This window comes from Bacteroides ihuae, from assembly GCF_900104585.1.
In the GTDB taxonomy this organism is placed as follows: Bacteria; Bacteroidota; Bacteroidia; order Bacteroidales; family Bacteroidaceae; genus Bacteroides; species Bacteroides ihuae.
The window spans coordinates 851262-874356 of sequence record NZ_FNVX01000004.1 but is presented as its reverse complement, the minus strand read 5'-3'; the positions used below and the strand labels follow the sequence as shown (position 1 = coordinate 874356).

General features: G+C 41.0%; 21 protein-coding genes and 1 riboswitch. Of the genes, 12 read left to right on the top strand and 9 right to left on the bottom strand.

Annotated elements, in window-relative coordinates; translation table 11 throughout:
* Nucleotides 1–87 precede the first annotated feature (87 nt).
* A complete protein-coding gene (gene rfbA, locus BQ5338_RS04415) occupies nucleotides 88–957 on the top strand; it encodes a glucose-1-phosphate thymidylyltransferase RfbA (protein ID WP_071145575.1) in 870 nt (289 codons plus the stop codon).
* 38 nt (nucleotides 958–995) lie between these two features.
* Nucleotides 996–2135: a dTDP-glucose 4,6-dehydratase gene (gene rfbB / locus BQ5338_RS04410; RefSeq protein ID WP_071145574.1), complete on the top strand. Its 1140-nt coding sequence runs from the start codon at nucleotides 996–998 to the stop codon at nucleotides 2133–2135.
* Here the strand turns inward: rfbB and BQ5338_RS04405 are convergent.
* Nucleotides 2127–3023 carry a 1,4-dihydroxy-2-naphthoate polyprenyltransferase gene (locus tag BQ5338_RS04405; RefSeq protein WP_071145573.1) on the bottom strand — a complete coding sequence of 299 codons (897 nt, stop codon included), beginning with the start codon at nucleotides 3021–3023 and terminating at the stop codon, nucleotides 2127–2129. The genes rfbB and BQ5338_RS04405 overlap by 9 nt on opposite strands.
* A gap of 170 nt (nucleotides 3024–3193) precedes the next feature.
* Between BQ5338_RS04405 and BQ5338_RS04400 the strand changes: the two genes are divergently transcribed.
* From BQ5338_RS04400 to BQ5338_RS04390, 3 genes are all read left to right on the top strand, one after another.
* Nucleotides 3194–3661: a DUF2059 domain-containing protein gene (locus tag BQ5338_RS04400; protein ID WP_071145572.1), complete on the top strand. Its 468-nt coding sequence runs from the start codon at nucleotides 3194–3196 to the stop codon at nucleotides 3659–3661.
* Nucleotides 3662–3684: 23 nt separating this feature from the next.
* Nucleotides 3685–4479: a metallophosphoesterase gene (locus BQ5338_RS04395; RefSeq protein ID WP_394331128.1), complete on the top strand. Its 795-nt coding sequence runs from the start codon at nucleotides 3685–3687 to the stop codon at nucleotides 4477–4479.
* Nucleotides 4480–4896: 417 nt separating this feature from the next.
* A complete protein-coding gene (locus BQ5338_RS04390) occupies nucleotides 4897–5757 on the top strand; it encodes an ATP-binding protein (protein ID WP_071145570.1) in 861 nt (286 codons plus the stop codon).
* A 23-nt stretch (nucleotides 5758–5780) separates the two neighbouring features.
* On the opposite strand, the gene nadD is transcribed toward BQ5338_RS04390, so the two are convergent.
* Genes nadD through BQ5338_RS04375 form a run of 3 tightly spaced genes read right to left on the bottom strand, consistent with a single transcriptional unit; the run spans nucleotide 5781 to nucleotide 7819 of the window.
* Nucleotides 5781–6359 carry a nicotinate (nicotinamide) nucleotide adenylyltransferase gene (gene nadD / locus BQ5338_RS04385; protein ID WP_071145569.1) on the bottom strand — a complete coding sequence of 193 codons (579 nt, stop codon included), beginning with the start codon at nucleotides 6357–6359 and terminating at the stop codon, nucleotides 5781–5783.
* Nucleotides 6356–6922 (bottom strand): guanylate kinase, encoded by a 567-nt coding sequence (gene gmk / locus BQ5338_RS04380; RefSeq protein ID WP_071145568.1) that lies wholly within the window; start codon nucleotides 6920–6922, stop codon nucleotides 6356–6358. The genes nadD and gmk overlap by 4 nt, the downstream gene beginning before the upstream one ends.
* Before the next feature lie 18 nt (nucleotides 6923–6940).
* Nucleotides 6941–7819 carry a YicC/YloC family endoribonuclease gene (locus BQ5338_RS04375; RefSeq protein WP_071145567.1) on the bottom strand — a complete coding sequence of 293 codons (879 nt, stop codon included), beginning with the start codon at nucleotides 7817–7819 and terminating at the stop codon, nucleotides 6941–6943.
* 78 nt (nucleotides 7820–7897) lie between these two features.
* Here BQ5338_RS04375 and tsaB point away from each other — a divergent pair, with 78 nt between their 5' ends.
* The 7 genes from tsaB to rseP all read left to right on the top strand — a co-directional run bounded on the left by tsaB (nucleotide 7898) and on the right by rseP (nucleotide 14642).
* The gene (gene tsaB / locus BQ5338_RS04370; protein ID WP_071145566.1) at nucleotides 7898–8587 is read left to right on the top strand and encodes a tRNA (adenosine(37)-N6)-threonylcarbamoyltransferase complex dimerization subunit type 1 TsaB; all 690 of its coding nucleotides are present in this window, start codon (nucleotides 7898–7900) and stop codon (nucleotides 8585–8587) included.
* A gap of 12 nt (nucleotides 8588–8599) precedes the next feature.
* Nucleotides 8600–9202 carry a DUF4290 domain-containing protein gene (locus BQ5338_RS04365; RefSeq protein ID WP_071145565.1) on the top strand — a complete coding sequence of 201 codons (603 nt, stop codon included), beginning with the start codon at nucleotides 8600–8602 and terminating at the stop codon, nucleotides 9200–9202.
* Nucleotides 9203–9248: 46 nt separating this feature from the next.
* On the top strand, nucleotides 9249–10553 hold the full coding sequence (gene murA / locus BQ5338_RS04360) for a UDP-N-acetylglucosamine 1-carboxyvinyltransferase (protein WP_071145564.1): 1305 nt from the start codon (nucleotides 9249–9251) through the stop codon (nucleotides 10551–10553).
* Between the two features lie 15 nt (nucleotides 10554–10568).
* Complete coding sequence (gene rimM, locus BQ5338_RS04355; RefSeq protein ID WP_071145563.1) at nucleotides 10569–11117, top strand: ribosome maturation factor RimM; 549 nt, start codon at nucleotides 10569–10571, stop codon at nucleotides 11115–11117.
* A 22-nt stretch (nucleotides 11118–11139) separates the two neighbouring features.
* Entirely contained in the window at nucleotides 11140–12000 is an 861-nt protein-coding gene (locus BQ5338_RS04350) for a M23 family metallopeptidase (protein WP_071145562.1), read from the top strand.
* A gap of 19 nt (nucleotides 12001–12019) precedes the next feature.
* Nucleotides 12020–13186, top strand: coding sequence for a 1-deoxy-D-xylulose-5-phosphate reductoisomerase (locus BQ5338_RS04345; RefSeq protein ID WP_071145561.1), 1167 nt, complete (start codon nucleotides 12020–12022; stop codon nucleotides 13184–13186).
* 100 nt (nucleotides 13187–13286) lie between these two features.
* A complete protein-coding gene (gene rseP, locus BQ5338_RS04340) occupies nucleotides 13287–14642 on the top strand; it encodes an RIP metalloprotease RseP (protein ID WP_071145560.1) in 1356 nt (451 codons plus the stop codon).
* A gap of 363 nt (nucleotides 14643–15005) precedes the next feature.
* Here rseP and nrdG read toward each other — a convergent pair whose 3' ends face one another.
* The 5 genes from nrdG to BQ5338_RS04315 form a co-directional block, all read right to left on the bottom strand.
* A complete protein-coding gene (gene nrdG / locus BQ5338_RS04335) occupies nucleotides 15006–15470 on the bottom strand; it encodes an anaerobic ribonucleoside-triphosphate reductase activating protein (protein WP_071145559.1) in 465 nt (154 codons plus the stop codon).
* Between the two features lie 9 nt (nucleotides 15471–15479).
* Nucleotides 15480–17867 (bottom strand): anaerobic ribonucleoside triphosphate reductase, encoded by a 2388-nt coding sequence (locus BQ5338_RS04330; protein WP_071145558.1) that lies wholly within the window; start codon nucleotides 17865–17867, stop codon nucleotides 15480–15482.
* Between the two features lie 206 nt (nucleotides 17868–18073).
* Nucleotides 18074–18257: riboswitch (cobalamin riboswitch) on the bottom strand.
* A 120-nt stretch (nucleotides 18258–18377) separates the two neighbouring features.
* Nucleotides 18378–19028: a PAQR family membrane homeostasis protein TrhA gene (gene trhA, locus BQ5338_RS04325; RefSeq protein WP_071145557.1), complete on the bottom strand. Its 651-nt coding sequence runs from the start codon at nucleotides 19026–19028 to the stop codon at nucleotides 18378–18380.
* A 19-nt stretch (nucleotides 19029–19047) separates the two neighbouring features.
* Nucleotides 19048–20934 carry a DUF3857 domain-containing protein gene (locus BQ5338_RS04320; RefSeq protein ID WP_071145556.1) on the bottom strand — a complete coding sequence of 629 codons (1887 nt, stop codon included), beginning with the start codon at nucleotides 20932–20934 and terminating at the stop codon, nucleotides 19048–19050.
* Nucleotides 20935–20940: 6 nt separating this feature from the next.
* Complete coding sequence (locus BQ5338_RS04315; RefSeq protein WP_071145555.1) at nucleotides 20941–22959, bottom strand: DUF3857 domain-containing protein; 2019 nt, start codon at nucleotides 22957–22959, stop codon at nucleotides 20941–20943.
* Between the last annotated feature and the right edge of the window lie 136 nt (nucleotides 22960–23095).

Genomic DNA, 23095 nt, shown 5'->3' with positions numbered 1-23095 from the left:
AAAAAGAGTATATTGTTTAATAATATTTTCTTTTATTTTGCTACATCAAATTTCTTTGCGTTCTTTGCAATAAATAAACTAACTTATATGAAGGGAATCATTCTGGCCGGAGGAAGTGCTACGCGTCTTTATCCTCTCTCGAAAGCGATCTCAAAACAAATTATGCCGGTTTATGATAAGCCGATGATTTATTATCCGCTTTCTACTCTGATGCTTGCGGGTATTCGTGAGGTGCTAATTATCTCTACTCCACGAGATTTACCCATGTTTCGTGATCTATTGGGCACGGGCGAAGAACTTGGTATGAGTTTTTACTATAAAGTACAAGATAACCCCAATGGCTTGGCACAAGCTTTCGTTCTTGGGGCTGAATTTCTTGCCGGAGAACCAGGCTGCTTGATTCTTGGTGATAATATGTTTTATGGACAAGGATTCTCGACGATGCTACGTCGGGCAGCAGATATGGGCAAGGGCGCATGTATCTTTGGATATTATGTGAAAGATCCCAGAGCTTACGGAGTGGTAGAGTTTGATGGTAGCGGAAGGGTTGTTTCTTTAGAAGAAAAACCGGTTCAACCCAAAAGTAACTATGCTGTACCGGGACTTTATTTTTATGATGCCAGTGTAACAGAAAAGGCAGCATCGCTTAAACCATCTCTTCGAGGCGAATATGAAATAACTGATCTTAATAAACTTTATTTGGAGGAAGGTACTTTGAAAGTAGAACTGTTTGGCCGTGGTTTCGCTTGGTTGGACACTGGTAATTGCGATAGTCTGCTTGAAGCATCCAATTTTGTGGCTACCATTCAAAACCGTCAGGGGTTCTATGTGAGCTGCATTGAGGAGATAGCGTGGCGCAATGGCTGGATTTCTTTAGATCAACTCATTCTTTTAGGTCAAAGATTAGAGAAAACTGAATATGGAAAGTACTTGATTGACTTGGCTGTTAACTTTTGACCAGCTTTTATTCGAAACAAAACAAATTCAACGAATATATGAAAACTTATCTCGTAACCGGAGCTGCCGGATTTATTGGAGCCAACTATTTGAAGTATATCCTGGCTAAGCATAACGATATCAAGGTTGTAGTTCTTGATACACTGACTTATGCCGGAAATCTGGGGACTATTGCTTCTGATATTGATAGTGAACGTTGCTTCTTCATAAAAGGGGATATTTGCGATTACTCGCTTGCAGATAGACTTTTTGGCGAATATAAGTTCGACTATGTGGTTAATTTTGCTGCTGAAAGCCATGTGGATAGAAGTATTGAGAACCCTCAACTGTTTTTGACTACCAATATTCTGGGAACACAGAATTTGCTTGATGCTGCTCGTCGTGCATGGGTCACGGGTAAGGACGAATATGGATACCCTACTTGGCGTAAAGGTGTGCGCTACCATCAAGTATCTACGGATGAAGTATATGGCTCTCTAGGAACTGAAGGCTTCTTCACGGAAGAAACGCCTCTTTGCCCTCACAGTCCGTATAGTGCATCCAAGACCAGCGCCGACCTTGTGGTAATGGCTTATCATGATACTTACAAGATGCCGATCTCTATCACACGCTGTTCCAATAACTATGGGCCTTACCATTTTCCGGAAAAGCTCATTCCTCTAATTATTAAGAACATCCTTGAAGGCAAGAAACTTCCTGTATATGGGGATGGCAGCAATGTACGCGATTGGCTTTATGTGGAAGATCACTGCAAAGCCATTGATTTGGTAGTGCGTCTGGGTAAAGAAGGTGAAGTGTATAATGTCGGTGGTCACAATGAGAAGACGAATCTTGAGATAGTGAAACTTACGATTAGTACCATTCATCGCTTGATGAGTGAGAATCCTAATTATCGCAGTCTTTTAAAAAAGAAAGAGAAAGATGCCAATGGTGAAATTTCAATCAATTGGATTGATGAAAGCTTGATTCTCTTTGTGAAAGATCGCCTCGGCCACGATCAGCGCTATGCCATTGATCCGACGAAAATTACAGATGCGTTAGGTTGGTATCCTGAAACCAAGTTTGAAGTAGGGATTGTGAAAACCATTGAATGGTATCTGGCCAATCAAACTTGGGTGGAAGAGGTTACCAGTGGTGATTATCAAAAATACTACGAAAAGATGTACGGCTCAAGATAGGAGCATACCCAACGATAATAATAAACCTAATAGCAGCATATTGCGAGACGTTTCTCCCAGTATGCTGTTTAGTTTTTTACCACTATGTATTTTTACCATTTTTTGCCATGTTCTGATGTGAGCAATGAGATATAGCTGAGGTAGGAGAGCGGCGTAGAGATGCGCGTTCACTAAAAACCAGAAACATCCCCATGCAGCAATAAGTCCTAACCAAAGATATAAATATCGTCCGAATGGCTCGCCGAAGCGTACAATGATGGTGCGCTTTCCGCTTTTCTTATCCGCTTCGCGATCGCGATAGTTATTTACGACTAACAATGTGTCTACGATGAGGCCGCAAACGATGGAGGCAACTGTTACATCAGTGTTCCAGGTTAGCGACTGCACATAGTATGTGCCACCTACCGGTACAAAGCCAAAAAAGATAAGAACCAATGCATCACCCCACCCATTATATGAAAGAGGATAGGGGCCGGTGGTGTATAAGAAAGCGAAAAGGATGCAGAGCAAACCAACAATGATCAATTGCCATCCGGTATAGAAAAGAAGCATGCTACCTGTGATGCAGGCAATGGCAACAATAATAAATATCCCATTTCGCATGGCCGACGGAGAGATCCATCCTTGGGATGTAGCTCTCTCAGGGCCCAAGCGATCTTCACGGTCAGTACCCTTCAGAAAGTCATATAAGTCATTGATAAAGTTGGCGGCAATCTGCATCTCAAAGGCAAACAGTAAGCAAATTAGCGCAGGTAGCCAGTTGAACTTCCCATCCATATATGCCATAGCGCTACCTATTAACACGGGCGTAAATGCACTGGCTAGCGTTTTTGGTCTTGCAGCCAAGAACCAGGCTTTCACTGAATTTATCTTTATCTTATTTTCCATCTATCTACTTATATTTTGGGTGTGGCAAAGATACAATCATTCAAGTAAAAATAAGGAGAGAGATAGTAGAAAAAGGATATTATCTTCTTCTTATAGTATAATTCTGAGGTTGAATGTGTAAGTAATTGGAAAAATGAATTATATTTGTGTATTCTAATACCAATACAATTATGAAAAAGACGACAATGAATTTATTCTTTCTTTTATTCCTTTCTTTCTTCTCTGTAACTGCCAATGCACAATCGGCCGACTCTTATGAACAGTTGATGGAAAAGATGCTGGCTGTTACGAACTCTACTGCCACATATCAAGCAGGTATTACTCAGATGATAACGATGTTTAAACAACAATCTCCTAATGTTCCCGAAGATTTCTGGGTATCGATGGAGGGGGAACTTACGAAGAATGTACCGAATGATATGACGGCTATGCTGACTCCCATTTACAAGAAATATCTTACGGCCGAAGATTTAACCCAATTGATTGCTTTTTATGATTCTCCTATAGGGAAAAAATTATCAATAGTGAACCCTCAGATTGTTACCGAATCCATGGCTGCCGGTCAGCAATGGGGTATGTCTTTAGTACCTAAAATTCAGGAACAGATGAAAGCTAAAGGATATTCAACACCACAGTGAATCGCATAATCTACTTCTACCTCTTGCTTTTATTTTTCCTCTCTTCTTGCTCTTCTACGCAGAGATTCTCTTCGCATGGGGCAGGAAGGGTGAAGAAGTACGACTTCTTTCATAAAGATATTCCGACAGCGTTTGATGGATTTCGCATTGCTTTTATCTCCGATTTACATTATAAGAGTACACTCCAAGAGGCGGGCTTGGATAAGCTTGTAAGGCAATTGCAAGATGTAAAGGCGGATGTGTTATTGATGGGAGGCGACTATCAGGAAGGATGCGATGTGGTACCTGAACTCTTTGATAAGTTGTCGGCAGTGAAGACAAAGTTTGGCACTATCGGTGTGATGGGGAATAATGACTATGAGCGTTGTCATGATGAAATAGTCAGGGAAATGCATCGACATGGAATGAAAGTCTTGGAGCATCAACTTGATACGCTTAATTTAGATAGCGGACGTATTATTCTGGCAGGTGTGCGTAATCCATTCGACTTGAAAAGAAATGGCGTGTCGCCCACACTTTCCCTTTCTGCAGGCGATTTTGTAATTCTGCTTACTCATACACCCGATTATGCAGAAGAGGTTCCTATTACTAACTCAGATTTGGTTTTGGCAGGGCATACGCATGGTGGACAAGTTACTCTTTTCGGTTTATATGCCCCTATTATTCCTTCTGCTTATGGTCAACACTTTCGAACAGGACTGAAATATACTTCTGCTCATATACCTGTAATTGTGACCAACGGTATTGGTACCTCTCGAAAACGGCTCCGACTTTTTGCGCCGAGTGAGATCGTTGTTATCGTACTTCATAAACAGTGATCGTTTCATTGTTCTTGCATTCATATTCTTTGATGCTTATGCAAACCTCTTTTTCGATAATAGTTTACATTAATTGCACCCAAAATAGAACTAGTTACTTCAGCGTGGTTAACTAGTTACTTCAGCGTGGTTAACTAGTTACTTAACCGCGGTGAACTAGTTAATTCACCACGGTGAAGTAACTAGTTCTACCAACCTCTCTCACAGGGCCTGTAGAGGGGTATTAGCGGTTTTCTTTAAAATTGACAAATGATGTCTTTTGAAAGAGTGTTTTTATTCATCTCAAGAGTCTTTGGTTTGACGAAAAAGACTTTGTGTTAGGTTTGCTGTTCAGAGAAGAATTGTTTCTTTGTCACATAGGTTACAATAATCTGATTATGAAATCCCGATATTTGTACTCAAATAATAGAAAGAAAGATGAAACGAACCATTATTAAGATTGATGAAGAGCTTTGCAATGGGTGCGGAGTTTGCGTGAAAGGTTGTCACGAAGGTGCTTTGCAGTTAATTAACGGTAAGGCAATGTTGGTTAGCGAACTGTATTGCGACGGATTGGGAGCGTGTATAGGCGATTGTCCCGAAGGAGCCATTACGTTAGAAGAAAGAGAATCGGAACCGTATGATGAATCGCGTGTGATGGAGCGGCTCATGCAAAAAGGAGAGAAGGTAATATTGGCACACCTGAAGCATCTTAATGAACATGATCAACATGATTTGCTCAGAGAAGCTGAAGATGTTTTGAGGAAACACCGCATGTCAATACCTGTTTATAAAAAGGTAGAGATGGCACCAATTTCTCTAAAGGCGGCTTCTAGTCACCATCATGGTTGTCCGGGTAGTAGAGAAATAGCGTATGCTTTGCCGACTGAGGAATCAGCTTCGTCTGCAATTCAGCGCAGTGAGTTGCAGCAATGGCCCGTGCAATTACACTTACTTTCGCCCACGGCTACTTTCCTAAAAGGTGCCGACTTGCTTGTTGCTGCTGATTGTTGCGCTTTCACGGTCGGTAATTTCCATCAGACCTACTTGAAAGGAAAGCGTTTAGCTATAGCCTGTCCAAAGTTGGATCAAGGGAAAGATGTTTATATTCGTAAACTTGCTGAGATGATAGATCATGCCGGTATTAATACACTGACAGTGATGATTATGGAGGTTCCTTGTTGTGGCGGCCTGCTCAATCTTTGTGAAGAGGCTAGGAAAGTGGCTTCTCGAAATATTCCGCTAAAGTTGATTCGCATTAGCTTAAGAGGAGAGCAGCTAGAGGAAAAATGGATGTGAGAAATCTTTTAGTCGATAACGATCTATTTATAAAGTCCTTCGCTTACTATCATCTTATAAACGGCAGGGGGGAGGAAGTATCTGATATCTTTTCCCGTTGATATTGCTTCTCTGATGAAGGTCGAACTTACATCGAGTAGGGGAGCAGAGACGAGACTTACACCCTCTGGCAATTGTTTTTCGTCAATCGAGAATCCGGGACGAGGATAAATAAGGATAGGGGTGCCGGTAATGATCTGTTCGGAATCTTTCCATAAAGAAAATAGGCTCCAATTGTCGGATCCGATAATCAGATGAAACTCTCTCTCGGGATAGCTCTCTTTGAGTTTCTCGAGGGTATGGACGGTGTAGCTGGGGCGAGGAAGTTGAAATTCGAAATCGGATGCATGAAATCGGGGATAACCCTCAATAGCCAGTTCGACCAACTCTAAGCGTTTATGATCTGCGAGCAGATTGCCTTCTTCTTTCAACGGGTTGTGCGGGCTAACCATGAACCATATCTCATCGAGTTCGGCAAACTCACAAAGATAATTGGCCAAAGCAAGGTGTCCGATGTGGATGGGGTTAAACGATCCGCTAAAAATACCCGTTTTTAGATTCATTTTTCCAGAAATGCTTTGATTACTTTTAAAGCTTCTTTTTTAGCTGTTTCCAGATCATCATTGATAATAATCTGGTCGAATTTAGTGGCATACGTAAGTTCAAATTCCGCTTTTGCTATACGGCTTTCTATTACCTCAGCAGAATCTGTGGCACGTCCCACCAGTCTGTGTCTTAGCTCTTCTATAGAAGGTGGTTGAATGAAAACCGAAAGTGCTCGGTCACCATAGAATTTCTTAATGTTGCATCCACCCATCACATCTACATCGAATATCACATTTTGTCCGGCTTCAAGTTGCTTCTCAACCTGAGCCTTCAGTGTGCCGTAATAGCGGTCTTTGTACACTTCCTCGTGTTCCAAAAACTCGTTATTGTCGATACGACGGCGAAATTCCTCGGGCGAAAGGAAGAAGTATTCTACTCCATCTTTTTCGTTGCCACGTGGAGGGCGACTGGTTGCAGAAATAGAAAAAAACAGATTAAGGTTTTGAGTTAGCAAATCATTGATGATAGTTGATTTACCTGAACCTGATGGAGCTGAAAATATAATAAGTTTTCCGTTCATGTTTCCTTCTGGAGATTGTTACATTACGTTGAGAATCTGCTCTTTGATTTGTTCCAGTTCGTCTTTCATTTGCACCACGATTTTTTGCATTTCGGCATGGTTAGATTTGCTGCCTAATGTGTTTATTTCGCGCCCCATTTCTTGAGCGATAAAACCAAGCTTTTTCCCTTGTCCGGTTCCGCTTTCGAGAGTGCTGATAAAGTACTTTAAGTGATTACCCAGTCGTTGCTTCTCTTCGTTGATGTCCAGTTTTTCGATGTAATAGATCAACTCCTGTTCAAGGCGATTCTTATCATAATCTACGCTGATCGTTTTTGTAAGGGCGTCAGTAATACGTTCTTTGATCTTCTCAACCCGCTCTTTTTCGTAAGGGGCAACAGATTCGAGTAAATTATGAATGTTTCCTACCTTCTCGCGGAATTTTTTCTCTAAAGCTGCTCCCTCTTGTTTGCGAAAATCAGTTAAGTGCTCAATGGCATCTTCAACTGCTTTGTGAGCCATAGCCCATTCGTCGTCGGTGAGCTCTTGAACCTCTGTTCTACTCATCACATCGGGCATGCGTAGAAGAGTCTGGAACCAATCGGTTGGCAAGGCAATGCCTAAATTATTAGATATTTCTGTTATTTGCTTGTAATAACTTTGCACTAATTCTTGGTTGATAGGTGTGGCAGCATCCGAAGCTTCTTTTTTCTCTACCCAAAGGCTGAAATCAACCTTACCACGTTCTAGTGTTTTGGTTACTTCGTTACGAATTTCCATCTCTTTTTCCCGATAGGCCGGAGCGATACGTGTTGACAGATCCATAGCCTTGCTATTAAGCGATTTAATCTCTACATTTATTTTCTTATCGGGAAGTTCGGCTGTAGCTTTTCCATATCCCGTCATTGATTGTATCATACTCACATTAGTTTTCTGCAAAAGTAGCTGTTTTTTCGTAATTATACGTATCTTTGCATCATTATAAACTGAAATTTTATGTCGTGTATCTTACATATTGAAACTTCTACAACTGTTTGTTCGGTTGCAGTAAGTGAAGATGGACAGAGTGTTTTTGTCAAAGAAGATTTTCAAGGCCCTTCTCATGCGGTCTCTTTGGGCGTTTTTGTAGATGAAGCTTTATCGTTTATTGATAGTCATGGCATTCCTCTTGATGCAGTAGCAGTGAGTTGCGGTCCCGGTTCATATACTGGTTTGCGCATTGGGGTGTCTATGGCAAAAGGAGTTTGTTATGGTCGCAATATTCCTCTCATTGGCATTCCTACGCCGGAAGTTTTAAGCGTTCCGGTATTGCTATATCATGAATTACCCGATGATGCTTTGCTTTGCCCGATGATTGATGCACGCAGAATGGAAGTGTATGCAGCTATTTATGATCGCTCACTGAATGTGAAGCGTGAAATTTCGGCTGACATCGTTGATGAGAATTCATATTTAGAATTTCTTTGTGAACATCCGGTGTATTTCTTTGGTGACGGTGCGGCTAAATGCAGAGATCGGATTATACATCCCAATGCTCATTTTATTGACGATATCTACCCGGTGGCCAAGATGATGTTTCCGCTTGCAGAAAAGGCTATAGCTAAGCAGGATTATAAGGATGTGGCTTATTTTGAACCATTTTATCTCAAAGAATTTGTAGCCTCTCAACCTAAGAAACTTTTGTAATTTATTAATTATATGTTATACAATACCCAACAGAAAAGAATGTTCTTGCCTGAATACGGACGTAGTATTCAAAATATGGTAGATCATGCGCTTACGATAGAAGACAAGGCTGAACGTCAGCGTTGTGCAAACACCATTATCAACATTATGGGTAGTATGTTCCCACACCTCAGAGATGTGCCCGATTTTAAGCACAAACTGTGGGATCATTTGGCTATTATGTCCGATTTTAAATTGGATATCGAATGTCCTTACGTGGTTATTCGTAAAGATAATCTTATCACTAAGCCCGATCTTGTGCCATATCCTAGCACAAAAATACGCTATCGTCACTACGGTCGTACGCTTGAAATCTTAATTAAGAAGGCTTGTGAATTTCCAGAAGGTGATGAGAAGAAAAATCTTGTGGCCCTCATAGCTAATCACATGAAGAAAGATTATATGGCTTGGAACAAGGATACGGTAGATGATCGGAAGATAGCAGACGATTTGGCTGAGCTTTCTGTAGGGAAGCTTCAACTAACTGATGATATACTTAAGTTGATGGAAAGCCGTTTGGCAACAAACCGTCGCCCCAGGCCAACTAACAACAATCCAAGAAGAAACTATAAATAATTGTCGCTCAGCTAGGCGCAATTTGTAATCCCTAATTTCAACGACTATGACTTCATTCGTAATCGAAGGAGGGCACAAACTACGTGGAGATATTTATCCGCAAGGTGCCAAAAACGAAGTGTTACAGATCATCTGTGCTACTCTACTTACCTCCGAAGAGGTGACGGTTCATAATATTCCCGATATTCTAGACGTGAATAATCTCATTCAGCTGATGCGTGATATGGGAGTTACAGTAGCGAAGAAAGGTGTTAGTACCTATAGCTTTAAAGCTGATTCTGTGGACTTGAGTTATCTGGAGAGTGATGAGTTCTTGAAGAAATGTTCCAGTCTGCGTGGATCGGTGATGTTAATCGGACCAATGGTGGGACGATTCGGCAAAGCTATGATCTCAAAACCCGGAGGAGACAAGATTGGACGTCGTCGTTTGGATACTCACTTTGTGGGCATACAGAAATTAGGCGCTGATTTTTCTTACAATGAAGAACGGGGTGTATACGAAATATCGGCTTCACAGTTGAAAGGTGCGTATATGTTGCTCGATGAAGCGTCTGTTACCGGAACAGCTAACATCGTAATGGCTGCCGTTTTAGCTCAAGGCGTTACTACTATTTATAACGCTGCTTGCGAACCTTATCTTCAACAATTGTGTAAAATGCTCAATAGAATGGGCGCAAAAATAAGCGGAATAGCTTCTAATCTGCTTACTATTGAGGGAATAGATTGCTTGGGTGGTACAGAACATACGGTATTGCCCGACATGATCGAAGTGGGCAGTTTTATTGGTATGGCTGCGATGACGAAGAGCGAACTTTGTATAAAGAATGTATCTTATGAAAACTTAGGTATTATACCCGAGAGTTTCCGTCGTTTGGGTATCGAACTGGAACAGAGGGGTGATGATATCTTTGTGCCTTCTCAAAATTCTTATCAGATAGAGTCGTTTATTGATGGCTCTATTATGACTATAGCTGATGCGCCTTGGCCGGGATTGACTCCTGACTTGCTAAGTGTATTGTTGGTGGTGGCCACACAAGCAAAAGGCAGTGTGCTGATTCATCAAAAGATGTTTGAAAGTCGCTTATTCTTTGTTGATAAGCTCATCGATATGGGAGCACAGATCATTCTTTGTGATCCACACAGGGCAGTTGTTATTGGTCATAATCATGAATTTAAATTGCGTGGGGGTAATATGACTTCTCCTGATATTCGTGCCGGCATTGCTTTGCTTATTGCTGCTATGAGTGCTGAAGGAATCAGCCGCATTCACAATATTGAACAGATAGATCGTGGCTATCAAAACATTGAAGGGCGATTAAATGCTCTTGGAGCTAGAATTACAAGAATTTAGGATGTACGTTCGTTTATGATAAAACAAGAAGAAGTATACAAGATAGGAATTTTTAATAAACCACATGGTATTCATGGTGAATTGTCGTTCACTTTCACTGATGACGTGTTTGATCGTGTTGATTGCGGATACCTTGTTTGCTTGCTTGATGGCATCTTGGTTCCTTTTTTTATTGAGGAATATCGCTTCCGTTCGGATTCTAGCGCGCTTGTAAAACTGGAAGGGGTAGATTCTTCCGAACATGCTCGCATGTTTACGAATGTGGATGTCTATTTCCCGGTGAAACATGTTGATGAAGCTGTTGCTCCGGGTGAACTCTCGTGGGACTTTTTTGTAGGGTTTCAGTTAGAAGATGTTCATCATGGTAATCTGGGTGAGATAGTTGAGGTGGATACATCTACTATTAACACTTTATTTATTGTGGATACTGAAGAAGAGGAGTTACTTATTCCTGCTCGTGAAGAATTTATTTTAGGCATAGACCAAGAACAGAGAGTCATTACAGTCGATTTACCTGAAGGCTTATTGGATCTTGATCAAGTGGAGGGAGATGAAGACGAATAACGGAAAATAGTTGTCTGATAAAATGGCAAAGAAGAAACGTAGTAAAGCTTTTTGGAGTAACATAAAGTTCAAATATAAACTCACTATCATCAATGAAAATACTCTTGAGGAGGTAGTGGGGCTACGTGTGTCTAAATTGAACAGTGTATCTTTACTTCTTATGTCGATCACGGTTGTTTTTGTTATTGCTGCTACTATTATTACTTTCACTCCTCTACGCAACTATCTACCTGGATATATGAATAGTGAAGTTCGTAAACAGATCGTGGTTAATGCCTTGCGACTGGACTCTCTTCAGCAATTGGTGGATAGGCAAAACTTGTATATAATGAATATCCAAGATATTTTTAGTGGTAAGGTGCAGGTGGATACGGTGCATTCAATGGATTCTTTGACAAACATTCGAGAGGATTCACTAATGAAGCGAACTGAAAAAGAAGAGGCTTTTCGTCGTAAATATGAAGATGCGGAGAAGTATAATCTAACGACGATCAATGCGCATGCTGAGGTGGGGGGATTGCTTTTCTTTCGTCCTATCAGAGGAATGATTTCATCGCACTTTGGTGCATCAACCAACCCTTTGGGGATAAACATAGCTGCTAATCCAAATGAGAGTGTGCTGGCTGTTCTCGACGGAACGGTTATTTTGAGTACATATACTGCTGAAACAGGGTATCTGATCGAAGTTCAGCATACTCAAGACTTCGTGTCAATATATAAACATTGTGGCTCTTTACTTAAAAAAGAAGGTGATCAGGTAAAAGGCGGAGAAGCAATTGCTTTGATAGGTAATACAGGTACGCTTAGTACATCTCCTCAACTGCACTTTGAATTGTGGAAGAAGGGCCGCCCAATAAATCCGGAAACATACATTGTTTTTTAGGAAATAAATGAGGAAAACGATGGTTCAACAAGAAAAAAAGAAAAAACAAATAGCAATTTTAGGATCCACAGGATCTATCGGTTCGCAGGCTTTACAAGTAATAGCGGAACATCCGAATCTTTACGAAGTGTACGCACTTACAGCTAATAATAAGGTAGAACAACTCATAGCCCAAGCGCGCAAGTTTTGTCCTGAAGCTGTAGTGATTGCAAATGAATCAAAATATGCAATATTAAAAGAAGCGCTTGCTGATCTCCCGATAAAGGTGTATGCCGGTGCTGAGGCTCTTTGCCAGATAGTGGAATCCGGACCCATTGATATTGTGTTAAGTGCCATGGTAGGCTCTGCCGGTTTAAAGCCGACAATGAAAGCTATTTGTGCCGGAAAAGCAATTGCTTTGGCTAATAAGGAAACTCTTGTGGTGGCGGGTGAGTTGATAAATGAACTGGCGCAGCAATATCGTACGCCTATTCTGCCGGTCGACTCCGAACATTCTGCCATCTTTCAGTGTTTGGCTGGAGAGATGGGTAATCCGATAGAGAAGATTATATTGACTGCTTCGGGTGGTCCGTTTCGTTGCTCTACGCTCGACCACTTAAGTACGGTGAAGAAAGAACAGGCATTGAAGCATCCTAATTGGGAAATGGGGGCAAAGATTACGATTGACTCTGCTTCTATGATGAATAAAGGGTTTGAAGTAATTGAAGCCAAGTGGTTGTTCGGGGTAAAGCCTGAACAAATAGAAGTAGTAGTGCACCCTCAATCAGTGATACATTCTATGGTGCAGTTTGAGGATGGAGCAGTGAAAGCACAACTAGGTATGCCGGATATGCGTTTACCTATTCAGTATGCTTTTTCGTATCCCGATCGCATTCACTCATCTTTTGAACGGTTAGATTTTACCAAATGTGTTAATCTTACTTTTGAACAACCTGATACAACTCGTTTCCGTAACCTGGCACTTGCTTACGAAGCGATGGGCCGGGGAGGAAATATGCCTTGCATTTTGAATGCAGCCAATGAAATAGTTGTGGCTGCATTTTTGCGTGATGAAATAAGTTTTCTAGGCATGAGTGATGTCATAGAGAAGGCAATGAGCAGAGTCTCTTTTGTTAAAACGCCGATGCTTGACGATTATATGGCTACTGATAGCGAGACTAGATGTATGGTCCGTGAAATGATTTGAAATAGAAATAATTAGTAATATAAATATGCTGGTTTAAGTTGCTTTTGTGGGAGTACAACAAGTAATGAAAGCTAAGTTTTTAAAACAATAAATTTAGAAAATGGAAACATTCTTAATTCGTGCCCTCCAACTGATAATGAGTTTATCTCTGCTCGTCATTGTTCATGAGGGCGGACACTTTCTTTTCGCTCGTCTTTTTAAAGTAAGAGTCGAAAAGTTTAGCTTATTTTTCGACCCATGGTTTTCTTTGTTCAAATACAAACCGAAGAATAGTGATACGGAATATAGCATCGGCTGGTTGCCTTTGGGCGGATATGTGAAAATAGCGGGTATGATAGATGAATCTATGGATACCGAACAGATGAAGCAACCGGAACAACCTTGGGAATTTCGTTCCAAACCGGCTTATCAACGTTTGTTGATTATGGTTGGAGGTGTTGTTTTTAATTTCATCTTGGCCTTATTTATCTACTCCATGATTTTACTTACTTGGGGAGATTCATACATACCTGTACAGAAAGTACCTCTGGGAATGCAGTTTAACGAAACGGCTAAAACGATCGGTTTTCGCGATGGGGATGTTCTTCTGTCTGCCGATGATAAAGAGCTAGTTCGTTATGATGGTGACATGCTTCGTCATATAGCTGATGCTCGTGAAGTAACAGTGCTTCGTGCTGGCGAAAAAGTTTCGGTTTACATTCCTGAAAACATGATGCAACTGTTGATGGCCGATTCTGTGCGTTTTGCTTATTACCGTTTTCCGTTTGTTGCCGATTCTGTGAAAGTTGGTTCTCCAGCTCAATTGGCCGGTATTCAGCCGGGCGATAGCATTGTAGCATTGAACGGTCGTTCGGTTGCTTATTACGATTTTATCAATGAGATGGATTCGTTGAAGAAGAACCAAGCATCTTTGCGTGCTGATAGCGTTAATCCACATCTTGTAACCATTGCTTACGCACGTGCGGGGGCCATTGACACAATTTCGTTAGTTACTGACTCTGTCTTTAAGATGGGAGTTGTACCAGTGCGCGACCTAAACAAGTTACTGCCTTCGATTGAAGTAAAATATAGTTTCTTGGAATCTTTCCCGGCAGGTATTTCACTTGGTGTAAAGACACTGAAAGGCTATGTTGGAGATATGAAATATCTATTCTCTAAAGAAGGAGCTAAACAATTGGGAGGCTTTGGTACAATAGGAAGCATCTTCCCTGCTACTTGGGATTGGCATCAATTCTGGTACATGACGGCTTTCTTATCTATTATTCTGGCATTCATGAATATTTTGCCGATTCCTGCATTAGATGGTGGACATGTACTCTTCTTGCTGTATGAAATTGTGGCACGTCGCAAACCGAGTGATAAGTTTATGGAATATGCTCAAATGGTGGGGATGTTTCTACTGTTCGGCCTCTTGATCTGGGCGAATTTTAATGATATATTACGCTTCTTCTTCTAAATAGAAGCGTTCAAAAAAGTAAGAGTGTGTCAATAGTCCAACTCTGAAGCGCAGCAGTTATAGACTATTATCTGACTAACTTTTTATAATAATGAGAATGTGTCAAAGCTAAAATCACCATTCTAAAAAGTTACAGTTTGTAACTAATTACATAAAAGAGCCCTATCAAACTCTATTTCTGAGTTATGATAGGGCTCTTCTCTTTGCTGATAAGGATCGTCAAGTTTCAGATTAAAGGTTTTCTTTTTCTAAAATAGAGTTTTGACTTCCTTATTATTGAGAATTTTAAACTATACTTCTTCAAATTGGTGCGCAACTTTCGATGCGCTACCTTTTAAAAGTTGCAGATTGAAATTCGGTGGGCTATTGGCTAATCTTAATGATTCGTTGATTGCTGCTTCCGCAAAAAGCAAGGTAAGGTGAGTAGAGAGATTGTTCGAAGCGTCCGTCAACCAATACATCGATATAAGGTAGTATTGCCGAGAATTTTTGGTCAGCTTTTATTTCTTCATGCCTATATCCGGTGTAACACCAAATGTTTAGTTGCGTTTCATTCTTAATACGACGAATAAAAGGCAAAAGCTCTTCTGGGTTATAGAACGGATCTCCCCCAGAGAAAGTAACACCATCCAGTAGTGGATTGGCGTTTATCTCTTTAATAATACCTGAGATACGTTCTTCAGTGAGAGGTTCTCCGGATAGTGGATTCCAACTTTCGGGATTATGGCAACCCTGACAACGGTGGCGACATCCAGCCAAATAAATGGAATACCGAATGCCTTCACCGTCAACTATGGTTTCAGGATAAGTGTATAATAAATAAAGCATGTTTTGCGATTAGTGATGTTTCACTCTATCTTTTTCTTCCGCACGTTTGGCTGAGTTCCATGAGCTAAGATCTCCGGTGAGGTAGCCTGTGATGCGACGCATACGCAGAATGTTCTCACTTTGGCAGACAGGACATTTATCGTATATGACGCCTTTGTATCCGCACGCATGACAGGTATCTACCGGATGATTGACTGAGCCATAACCGATGCCTTCGTCGTGCATCACTTTTACTATTTTAGCGATGGCTTTTACATTTTTCTGTGCTTCACCGTCCAACTCCACATACGTGATGTGTCCGCCTCGGGTGATTGCATGGAAAGGAGCTTCGCATTTTATCTTTTCTACAATACTGATAGGTTCCTGCACATCCACATGGAAGGAATTGACATAGTAGTCTTTATCAGTGACGCCTGGAATTGAACCATATTTTCGTTTGTCCATTCGCGTGAAGCGTCCTGATAGTCCTTCGGCAGGAGTGGCCAATACAGAGTAATTTAGATTGTACTTGGTTTTATATTCATCAACAACCTTATTCATTTCTTGCACAGCTTCGTAAAGAGTATCCCATGCTTTGGTGTTATGGCCATGTCCTGCTCCGTAGAGTGCTACCATGGCATTGTGTCCTCCAATGAAGCCAATACCCAATGTGCCACTACGTAATACGTCACCTACCTCTTGGTTTGGTTCGAGTGCTGCACCGCCTTTCCATACATCGTTGCCCATCATGAAAGGGAACTGACGAGCAAGAGCTGTTCGCTGGTACTGATACCGAGTATAGAGCTGGTCGGCTACGAGGCAGCTCATTTGATGCACCGATTCAAGGAACAGTTCCTTAGCCTTGACTTCTATGGCATCTTTATTATTACTTTCAATGAGATTTTCGGCCTTGATGCGAGCTTCAATAGCCAGTCGGGGCATGTTGAGGGTTGTGAATGATAGGTTACCTCTTCCCAATGATGTTTTTTCTCCGGCTACATTCTCATATACACGCGTACGGCATCCCATTGTTGCCAACTCATACTTGTATCGTTTAGGGTCATCCGCCCGCCACTTCTCGTTTACGTTGAAAGGAGTATCCAGGAACATGAAGTTAGGGAAAAGAGCCTTAGCAGTAGTGCGGCAAGCTTTCAAAAAAAGATCGAAGTTAGGTGTTGCAAACTGTATCTTTCCCTCCAGAGCAGCCTCAAAATCACTTGCTGCCATACGGTAATCTTCTTCGCAATACGAAACTCCATCTTTTACCTTAAATATCTGTATAGGGAATACCGGGACCTCGCCTCTTTCGCCTAATCCTTCCGCTGTTGCCTTGAGCAACTCTTCTATTACCATGCGCCCCTCGGCCGAAGTATCAGTTCCGTAATTGATGGAGCTGAATACCACCTGATTACCTCCTCGGGAATGCATGGTGTTTAGGTTATGAATGAAGCCCTCCATTGCTTGATGAGTATCTTTTTGTGTCTGCTGAAAAGCTTTCTCTACGATTTTAACAAGTGTCTCTTTATTGATCGTTACTTGCAAAGAGCTGAGTGCCTGACATAATGATTCTTGATCATCTTCTTTCACTTTTATAGATGAGATATGCTTTGTAACCAGCCCTTTCAGATTCTCTTCATTAGGTGCATTGCTTACCATTGTTATATAAAAGCTGAGATCAGAAGTCAGGTGCTTAATGAAGGACTTGTACACACCTTGTGCCATGAAGAAATCAAAAGCCGGAATGGATTGTCCCCCATGCTGTTCGTTCTGATTTGTTTGGAAGATAATGGTAGCCAGCGTTGCATAACTCTGTATTCCTTGCGGGGTACGGATGCTTCCGTTCTTGGTGCGAAAACCACGTTCGAAGAGATCATCCATGTCATACTGAATACATGTAGTAGTCTTGGTTGGATAATAATCCAAGTCATGAATATGTATGTCGCCTAGTTGATGTGCCTCGGCAAAACGTTTTGGCAGCAAGTATCTGTAGGTATAGTCTTTCGTCACTTCGGAAGCAAAAGTCATCATCTGCCCGGCGGGAGTGTGGCTCGACATATTTGCATTACTCAGATTCACATCATTCTTGTCGATAGCTACGATACCATCCATGATATGCTTCATCTGTGTTTTCTTGTCTCGCTCCGTGTTGCGCCATTCACGGTAGATAATATATTTCTTAGCTACCTCAGGACGCACTTTCATTAGCTCTTTTTCTACCAAGTCTTGAATCTCCTCCACCGAAATAGTGGGTGAAGCGAAGTGAGCAATCACCTGCATGGTGACGTCTGCAATGAGTTTGTCTTCGTCAGTAATACCATTGGCATTGAAAGCCTTGGCTACTGCGTTTTTAATTTTGCTGATGGAGAAATCTTCCCTTTTCCCATCTCTCTTAATGATAGAAATCTCGGCGTAATTCATAACTATATCCTTTTAGTAAATGTTATCCTCAGTTTGTTTGCCGGTACCAATAATTGATTACGCAGGAAGAGTGGAGAGTAGATGACGCTAACACGCGGCACTCAGAAAATAACTTCTTATGAAATACCAGATTCATAAAAAGTTCAACTGTGCCAACTTGTTAATGACGAACTTCACTTGCTTTAACTCCCGAAAGCGCAACAATTCTATTAATGCCGTTTCTGGTCGGTCTTCTGACTCATCTCTCCTCCGATACGCCTTCCCATGCAGTGCACAGTGACATCTAAATATCAGATTCATAGAGAATTACAGCAGCGGGTACTGTTGCCGATTCACACGGCATTCCCTTTTACTAAACCTCTTTTTAGTACCAGAACTGAAGCAAAGATAATGTTTCTAGCAGAATCTTGTACTGTTTTTAATGTTAAAAGTGAAGAGATTTTGGAAAACTTTTCTTTTCGCCTGATTATCAAAGTTTTCCAAAATAGAAGACTTTTCTCTCATTATAATTTATAAAATGATCCAGATGGAGATGATGTGGCAGATGCTTCCACCCAAACAGAAGAGATGAAAAACGAAGTGCATGTACTTCACTTTGCGGAAAGAATAGAACAATGCACCTATCACATAGGATACACCTCCACCAATGAGCCACCAGAGTGCCGGCATCATTTGGGTGCTTTGGAGGCAATCAGCCAATGGCTTCATGGCTACAAAAATGGCTGATCCCATTCCCACGAAGCAAGCTGTTTCGAGATTGCTGTGCTCTTTTAACTTTTTGAAACTTAAGAGGGTGCCTGCTATGGTTGCCATCCAGACGAAAGTGAAAACTCCCCATCCCCAATATGCGGCATCTCGTAGCACGAGCAGAGTGAAGGGAGTGTAAGTGCCGGCAATGTGCCAGTAGATAGCAGCATGATCGGCTTTGCGAAGAACCTCTTTTCTCTTTCCAGAGGGGCTACTATGATACCACGTAGAGGTAACGTACGAAGCTAACATGCCAAATAAGTAAGTCAGCACGCAGCCCACAGCCCAAGGGTCGGAATTGCTTTGCGCTTTTTGCAGTAAGAAATATCCGGCCAAAAGACCTAATAGGATGCCTACGCCATGCGAAAGGCTGTTGGCCAGTTCTTCACCGGCAGTATATCTTTTGGTTGTCATTAATTAGTCTATTGAGAGTCTACTCTTTCTTTAAAACGATCTTTCCGCTGTATGTCCGAGATACTGTTTTGGCAAAGTTAGTGAACTCTTCGTATGAACTGATGGGATATTTTCCTTTTTTAAGAAATAAACGTTGTATTACATGTATTTCTTTCCCTGTTTGTGCAACTGTGGCTGTAAAAGTCCCAAATTGATTGGTTATGAATATCGGTTTGGGCATTGCCTCGATGCTGTACCCTTCGGGAAGTTCAATGTTTATATTATCAGTATCCACATATCCATAGTTGATGAAGATATCGTAGCTTCGTTTTGGCTGATTGGGAATGGTTAGATGATTCTGAAAAACATTGGCGGGTATGAATAATCGATTGCCCGTTTTGTTACCAAATTGGTTGCATTCAGTTTGAAATTCAATATCGATCAATGGATTGGCTGTTTTCTTCTCTATAATGTTAACGTTGCTAACACTAGCTTGTGTAAGGCCTATTTGTGAGCGAAGAACGTCTTTTTGCTTATCAGGTTCCAATTTTGAGATGCCAAAAAGGCCTTCGTATTGAAAGAGTCCGCACTCCTGATTGGTTTTGATGGTTGCTTTCCCGGTTGGTGCTATAGATACTTGTGCTGATCGAACTTGTGTATTTAGAGAATCGGGATATGCCGGAAGGCGACAAAGTTCCCCACCATTTTCTTTTATCAACAATGCATCGTGTCCGGCAATCTCACTATGGACGAATCCGAAAGGCAATTGGGCATTGGTGCATTCAAGCCAAAGAGTATCATTTTTTAGAGGCACTTGCAAAATGACATGATTCATCTGGCCCACACTCGAGAAATCTTTTAGTAAACGCGCATTGTCTGTACTGATAACGGTATAATACGAAGTGATACCTACTTCTTTGAGCATTGCCCGCATATAGTTGGATAATCCCTTGCAGTCTCCAAATCCGGTTTTGTGCACATCCATAGCCGGTGCAGGCTGTAATCCCCCAATACCCAACTGGATACTTACATAGCGTGTGTTTGCCGCCAGATAATCATAGATGGCTTTCACCTTATCTCTATCACTACTGCAATTTGCTGTCAAGCTGAGTAACTTGTCTTTAAATGCAGGAGGCAGTGCATCTCTATCTGCTAATAATCCGTATTGCCAAATCCCATATGATTTCCAATTGCTCATATCTCCTTGGCTGCCATCAAACACAAATGTGGTGGGAGCCAGATAAACACGAGGCAAAAGATTATTCAACGGAGGGCCATAAAGTTCTTGTTCCAGGGCCTTCAAACCTTTAAATGAGATCTCTTCGCAAGGACCTTCGGGAGTCGTTTTCGTTTGCATCTTTGCATCGGTGTTCAATGCTTTACATCTGTAAGTGCTTCCTGCGGGGTGATGTAAGCGATAGGTAGCTTCTACTACCGACTGATTAAAACGGTCTTGCGGTATAAAAGAAGGGTAGCTGATGAATCCTCCTTTATACTTTATTTCCCATTCATATTTTACGGTATAAGGATAAGAAATCGCACTGCATTCATAATAATAGGTGTAGTCATCCGTGGTTAGCCCTGAAGAGTACTCACTCATCTGTAGCTCGGATTTCTTTATTTTTCGAATAAGTTTTCCTGTTTGGTCATGAACTTCTCCTGAGAACTTGGACAGTGAACTGAACTTGTCGCACATGATGATGAAATTACCGGCATCTTTACCTTTTTCGTTCAGTATAGTAACAGAGAACGTCTCTTTCTTTACAGCGTCTGTCATCGACTCACAAGTGAAATCTATTTGATTATTCAATACGACGGAATAGGCGTTTTCTTTAAGTGTTTCAGGTATTTCGGGCGGTGTTTGGGCTATTGCATTAGTGCTCAGTAAGAGCACTAATAACAAGGAGAAGTTGAACGTTTTTTTCATAATAGTCTATAGTTGTGTTTTCTTTTTAAGTACAATCATTTCATTGTTCTTATCTGCTACTGTTCCCCAGAAAGTTTTTAGATTAGGGTATTCATTCGGTGCAAAAAGCGTTCTATCCATGCTGAACAGATAAGTCATTAATATTGTATTCTCAATGACGCTGACCATGTATCGACAGGTTCCTCCTCCGTCTTCGAGACTTACAAGGACTTGCTTTGGTAGCTCTTCCACTTCATACCCTTCTGGTATTTTGAGTGAATTTGAAACTCTTAGCGTGTATGGATAAGACATCTCTACCGGCAGTTTACGGCTCTCTTGTATATATGGATTCTTGCTGATGTGTTGAAAAACCATTGGGTTAACATAGATATGATCATCGCTGACTGAAGCTTGTTTGGTGAATGTGATTTTTTCTTTGATTTGTGGACCAAATTCTTCTTTGCCTTGTTGTTGATAATCTAACACTTTGAATGCATCTTCACTCTCCATGTTGCTAATAAAATTAGCGCTGTCTTTGGCTGCCTTGAACTTAGCTCTGAATGTAGCTGCGTATTGCCCGCCATAAACAGTTGTTCTTTCTCCTTTTATCGTACCGTCTTCAGCGATGGAAGCGCTGACGAGAGATCTTACTAGCCCTTCTCCCGCATGGTTAAGGCTACACCATTTTTCTCCACTTTTCTCGGAAGTTACGATTCTGGCTCTGTCGACCATTAGAATAGGAGGCAGTACATTAATGTATCCGTTGCTAACAGATCCGTCAAGAAAGACTTTTGTGCTGTCGGTATTCTGAATGCCAACAACAAAAGTATTGAGTTTTTGTATGGATGGATGAGTGTAAGGAAGGATACCTCTGTTACGGCAGCTCAGAACTACCGGTACTGAACTTATATCTGCGTCACGTAGCATACTCATTAAGATGAAGTTGATATCGGCATTACTACCTGAACCTGATTTTACAACTTTGCTAATGCTCTTTCCATAAAGATAATAGTTTTCATTCCATGCTATCTTTTGTTTTAGAAAGTGGAAGATCGCAGCAATCTTTTGGTCTGTTGTCATTTCGCTGAGTGGCAAAGCCTTCATCTCTTCTCTAAAAGGATTTTTAAGTTTTAATAAATCACCAAAGTCTTCGTCTTTCAGGAGCAGTTCGTCTATTTTCTCCCAAGAAGAAGTAAAAGAGTGATAAATCGATCCGGGAAAGTCGATGCCAAGAAGTTCAAAGTTAATCATGGATTTGTAATCGTCGGCACACCAAATGTATGAATCGGCTTTCAGTGCAGGTAGATTTTTCCCTGTAAATGTCAGATTACGTGCAGTAGCGTGTACCATCTCCATTTGCTGTGAATTGTTGCCTCTTACAGTGAATGTTACAGGCGAACTTTCATCTTTGGTTTCAATCTTTTCGCCCCCTCTCGTCTCCAGATTGAATTTGAAATATTCAGGAATGGTGATGTCGTAGTCATTATAGACTACAGGTATCTCTTCCTGCATAGCCCAGTCTTTCAACTCATAATAAAAATCGGAGGTCATTTTGTATTTGTATTCGATAACTGTTCCCGCTTTAACAGCAGGTATCGAGAACTTAACCTGCATATATTTATCGTTGATTCTTTCTTTGAATATATAGTCTTTTTTCATTTTTGTTTTTACGACCTTACCATTCTCCATATTGTAAGAGTATGCATCTATATCTGTTATGCTTTCTTTCGATGTATTGCGGCTATTTTCATAGTAAGGAATAGTAATATTAGCAAATGAAGTCCCGTCACTCTTGAGTATTTTTATTTTTTCTTCTATGGTATAGTAGATCTTGAAATCATTGTTTAAGTAATCATAGTAAGTTCTACCCTTCTTATATAGGACAACTGCGTTTGCAGTGCTATCCTGATCGTACGTGCTCATGGATACCTCATCGTTGGTTACTTTTCCGAATTTGGTACTCAAGTCTTGTGCATAGGAGGCAGTATGAAAGTAAAATGATAGAAAGGCTATAGCCATGACCTGTAAAAAAGTAGTTTTTTTCATGTGAATTAATTTAGCTAAATATACTAGAGCGATTTGTGCCAGTAAATGTAAACTATATTATTTATATATTTAGCTTTTGTAACAATAAAAATTATCAGAAAAGAGAAAATGATGAATGAGAACAAAAAAATCCCCT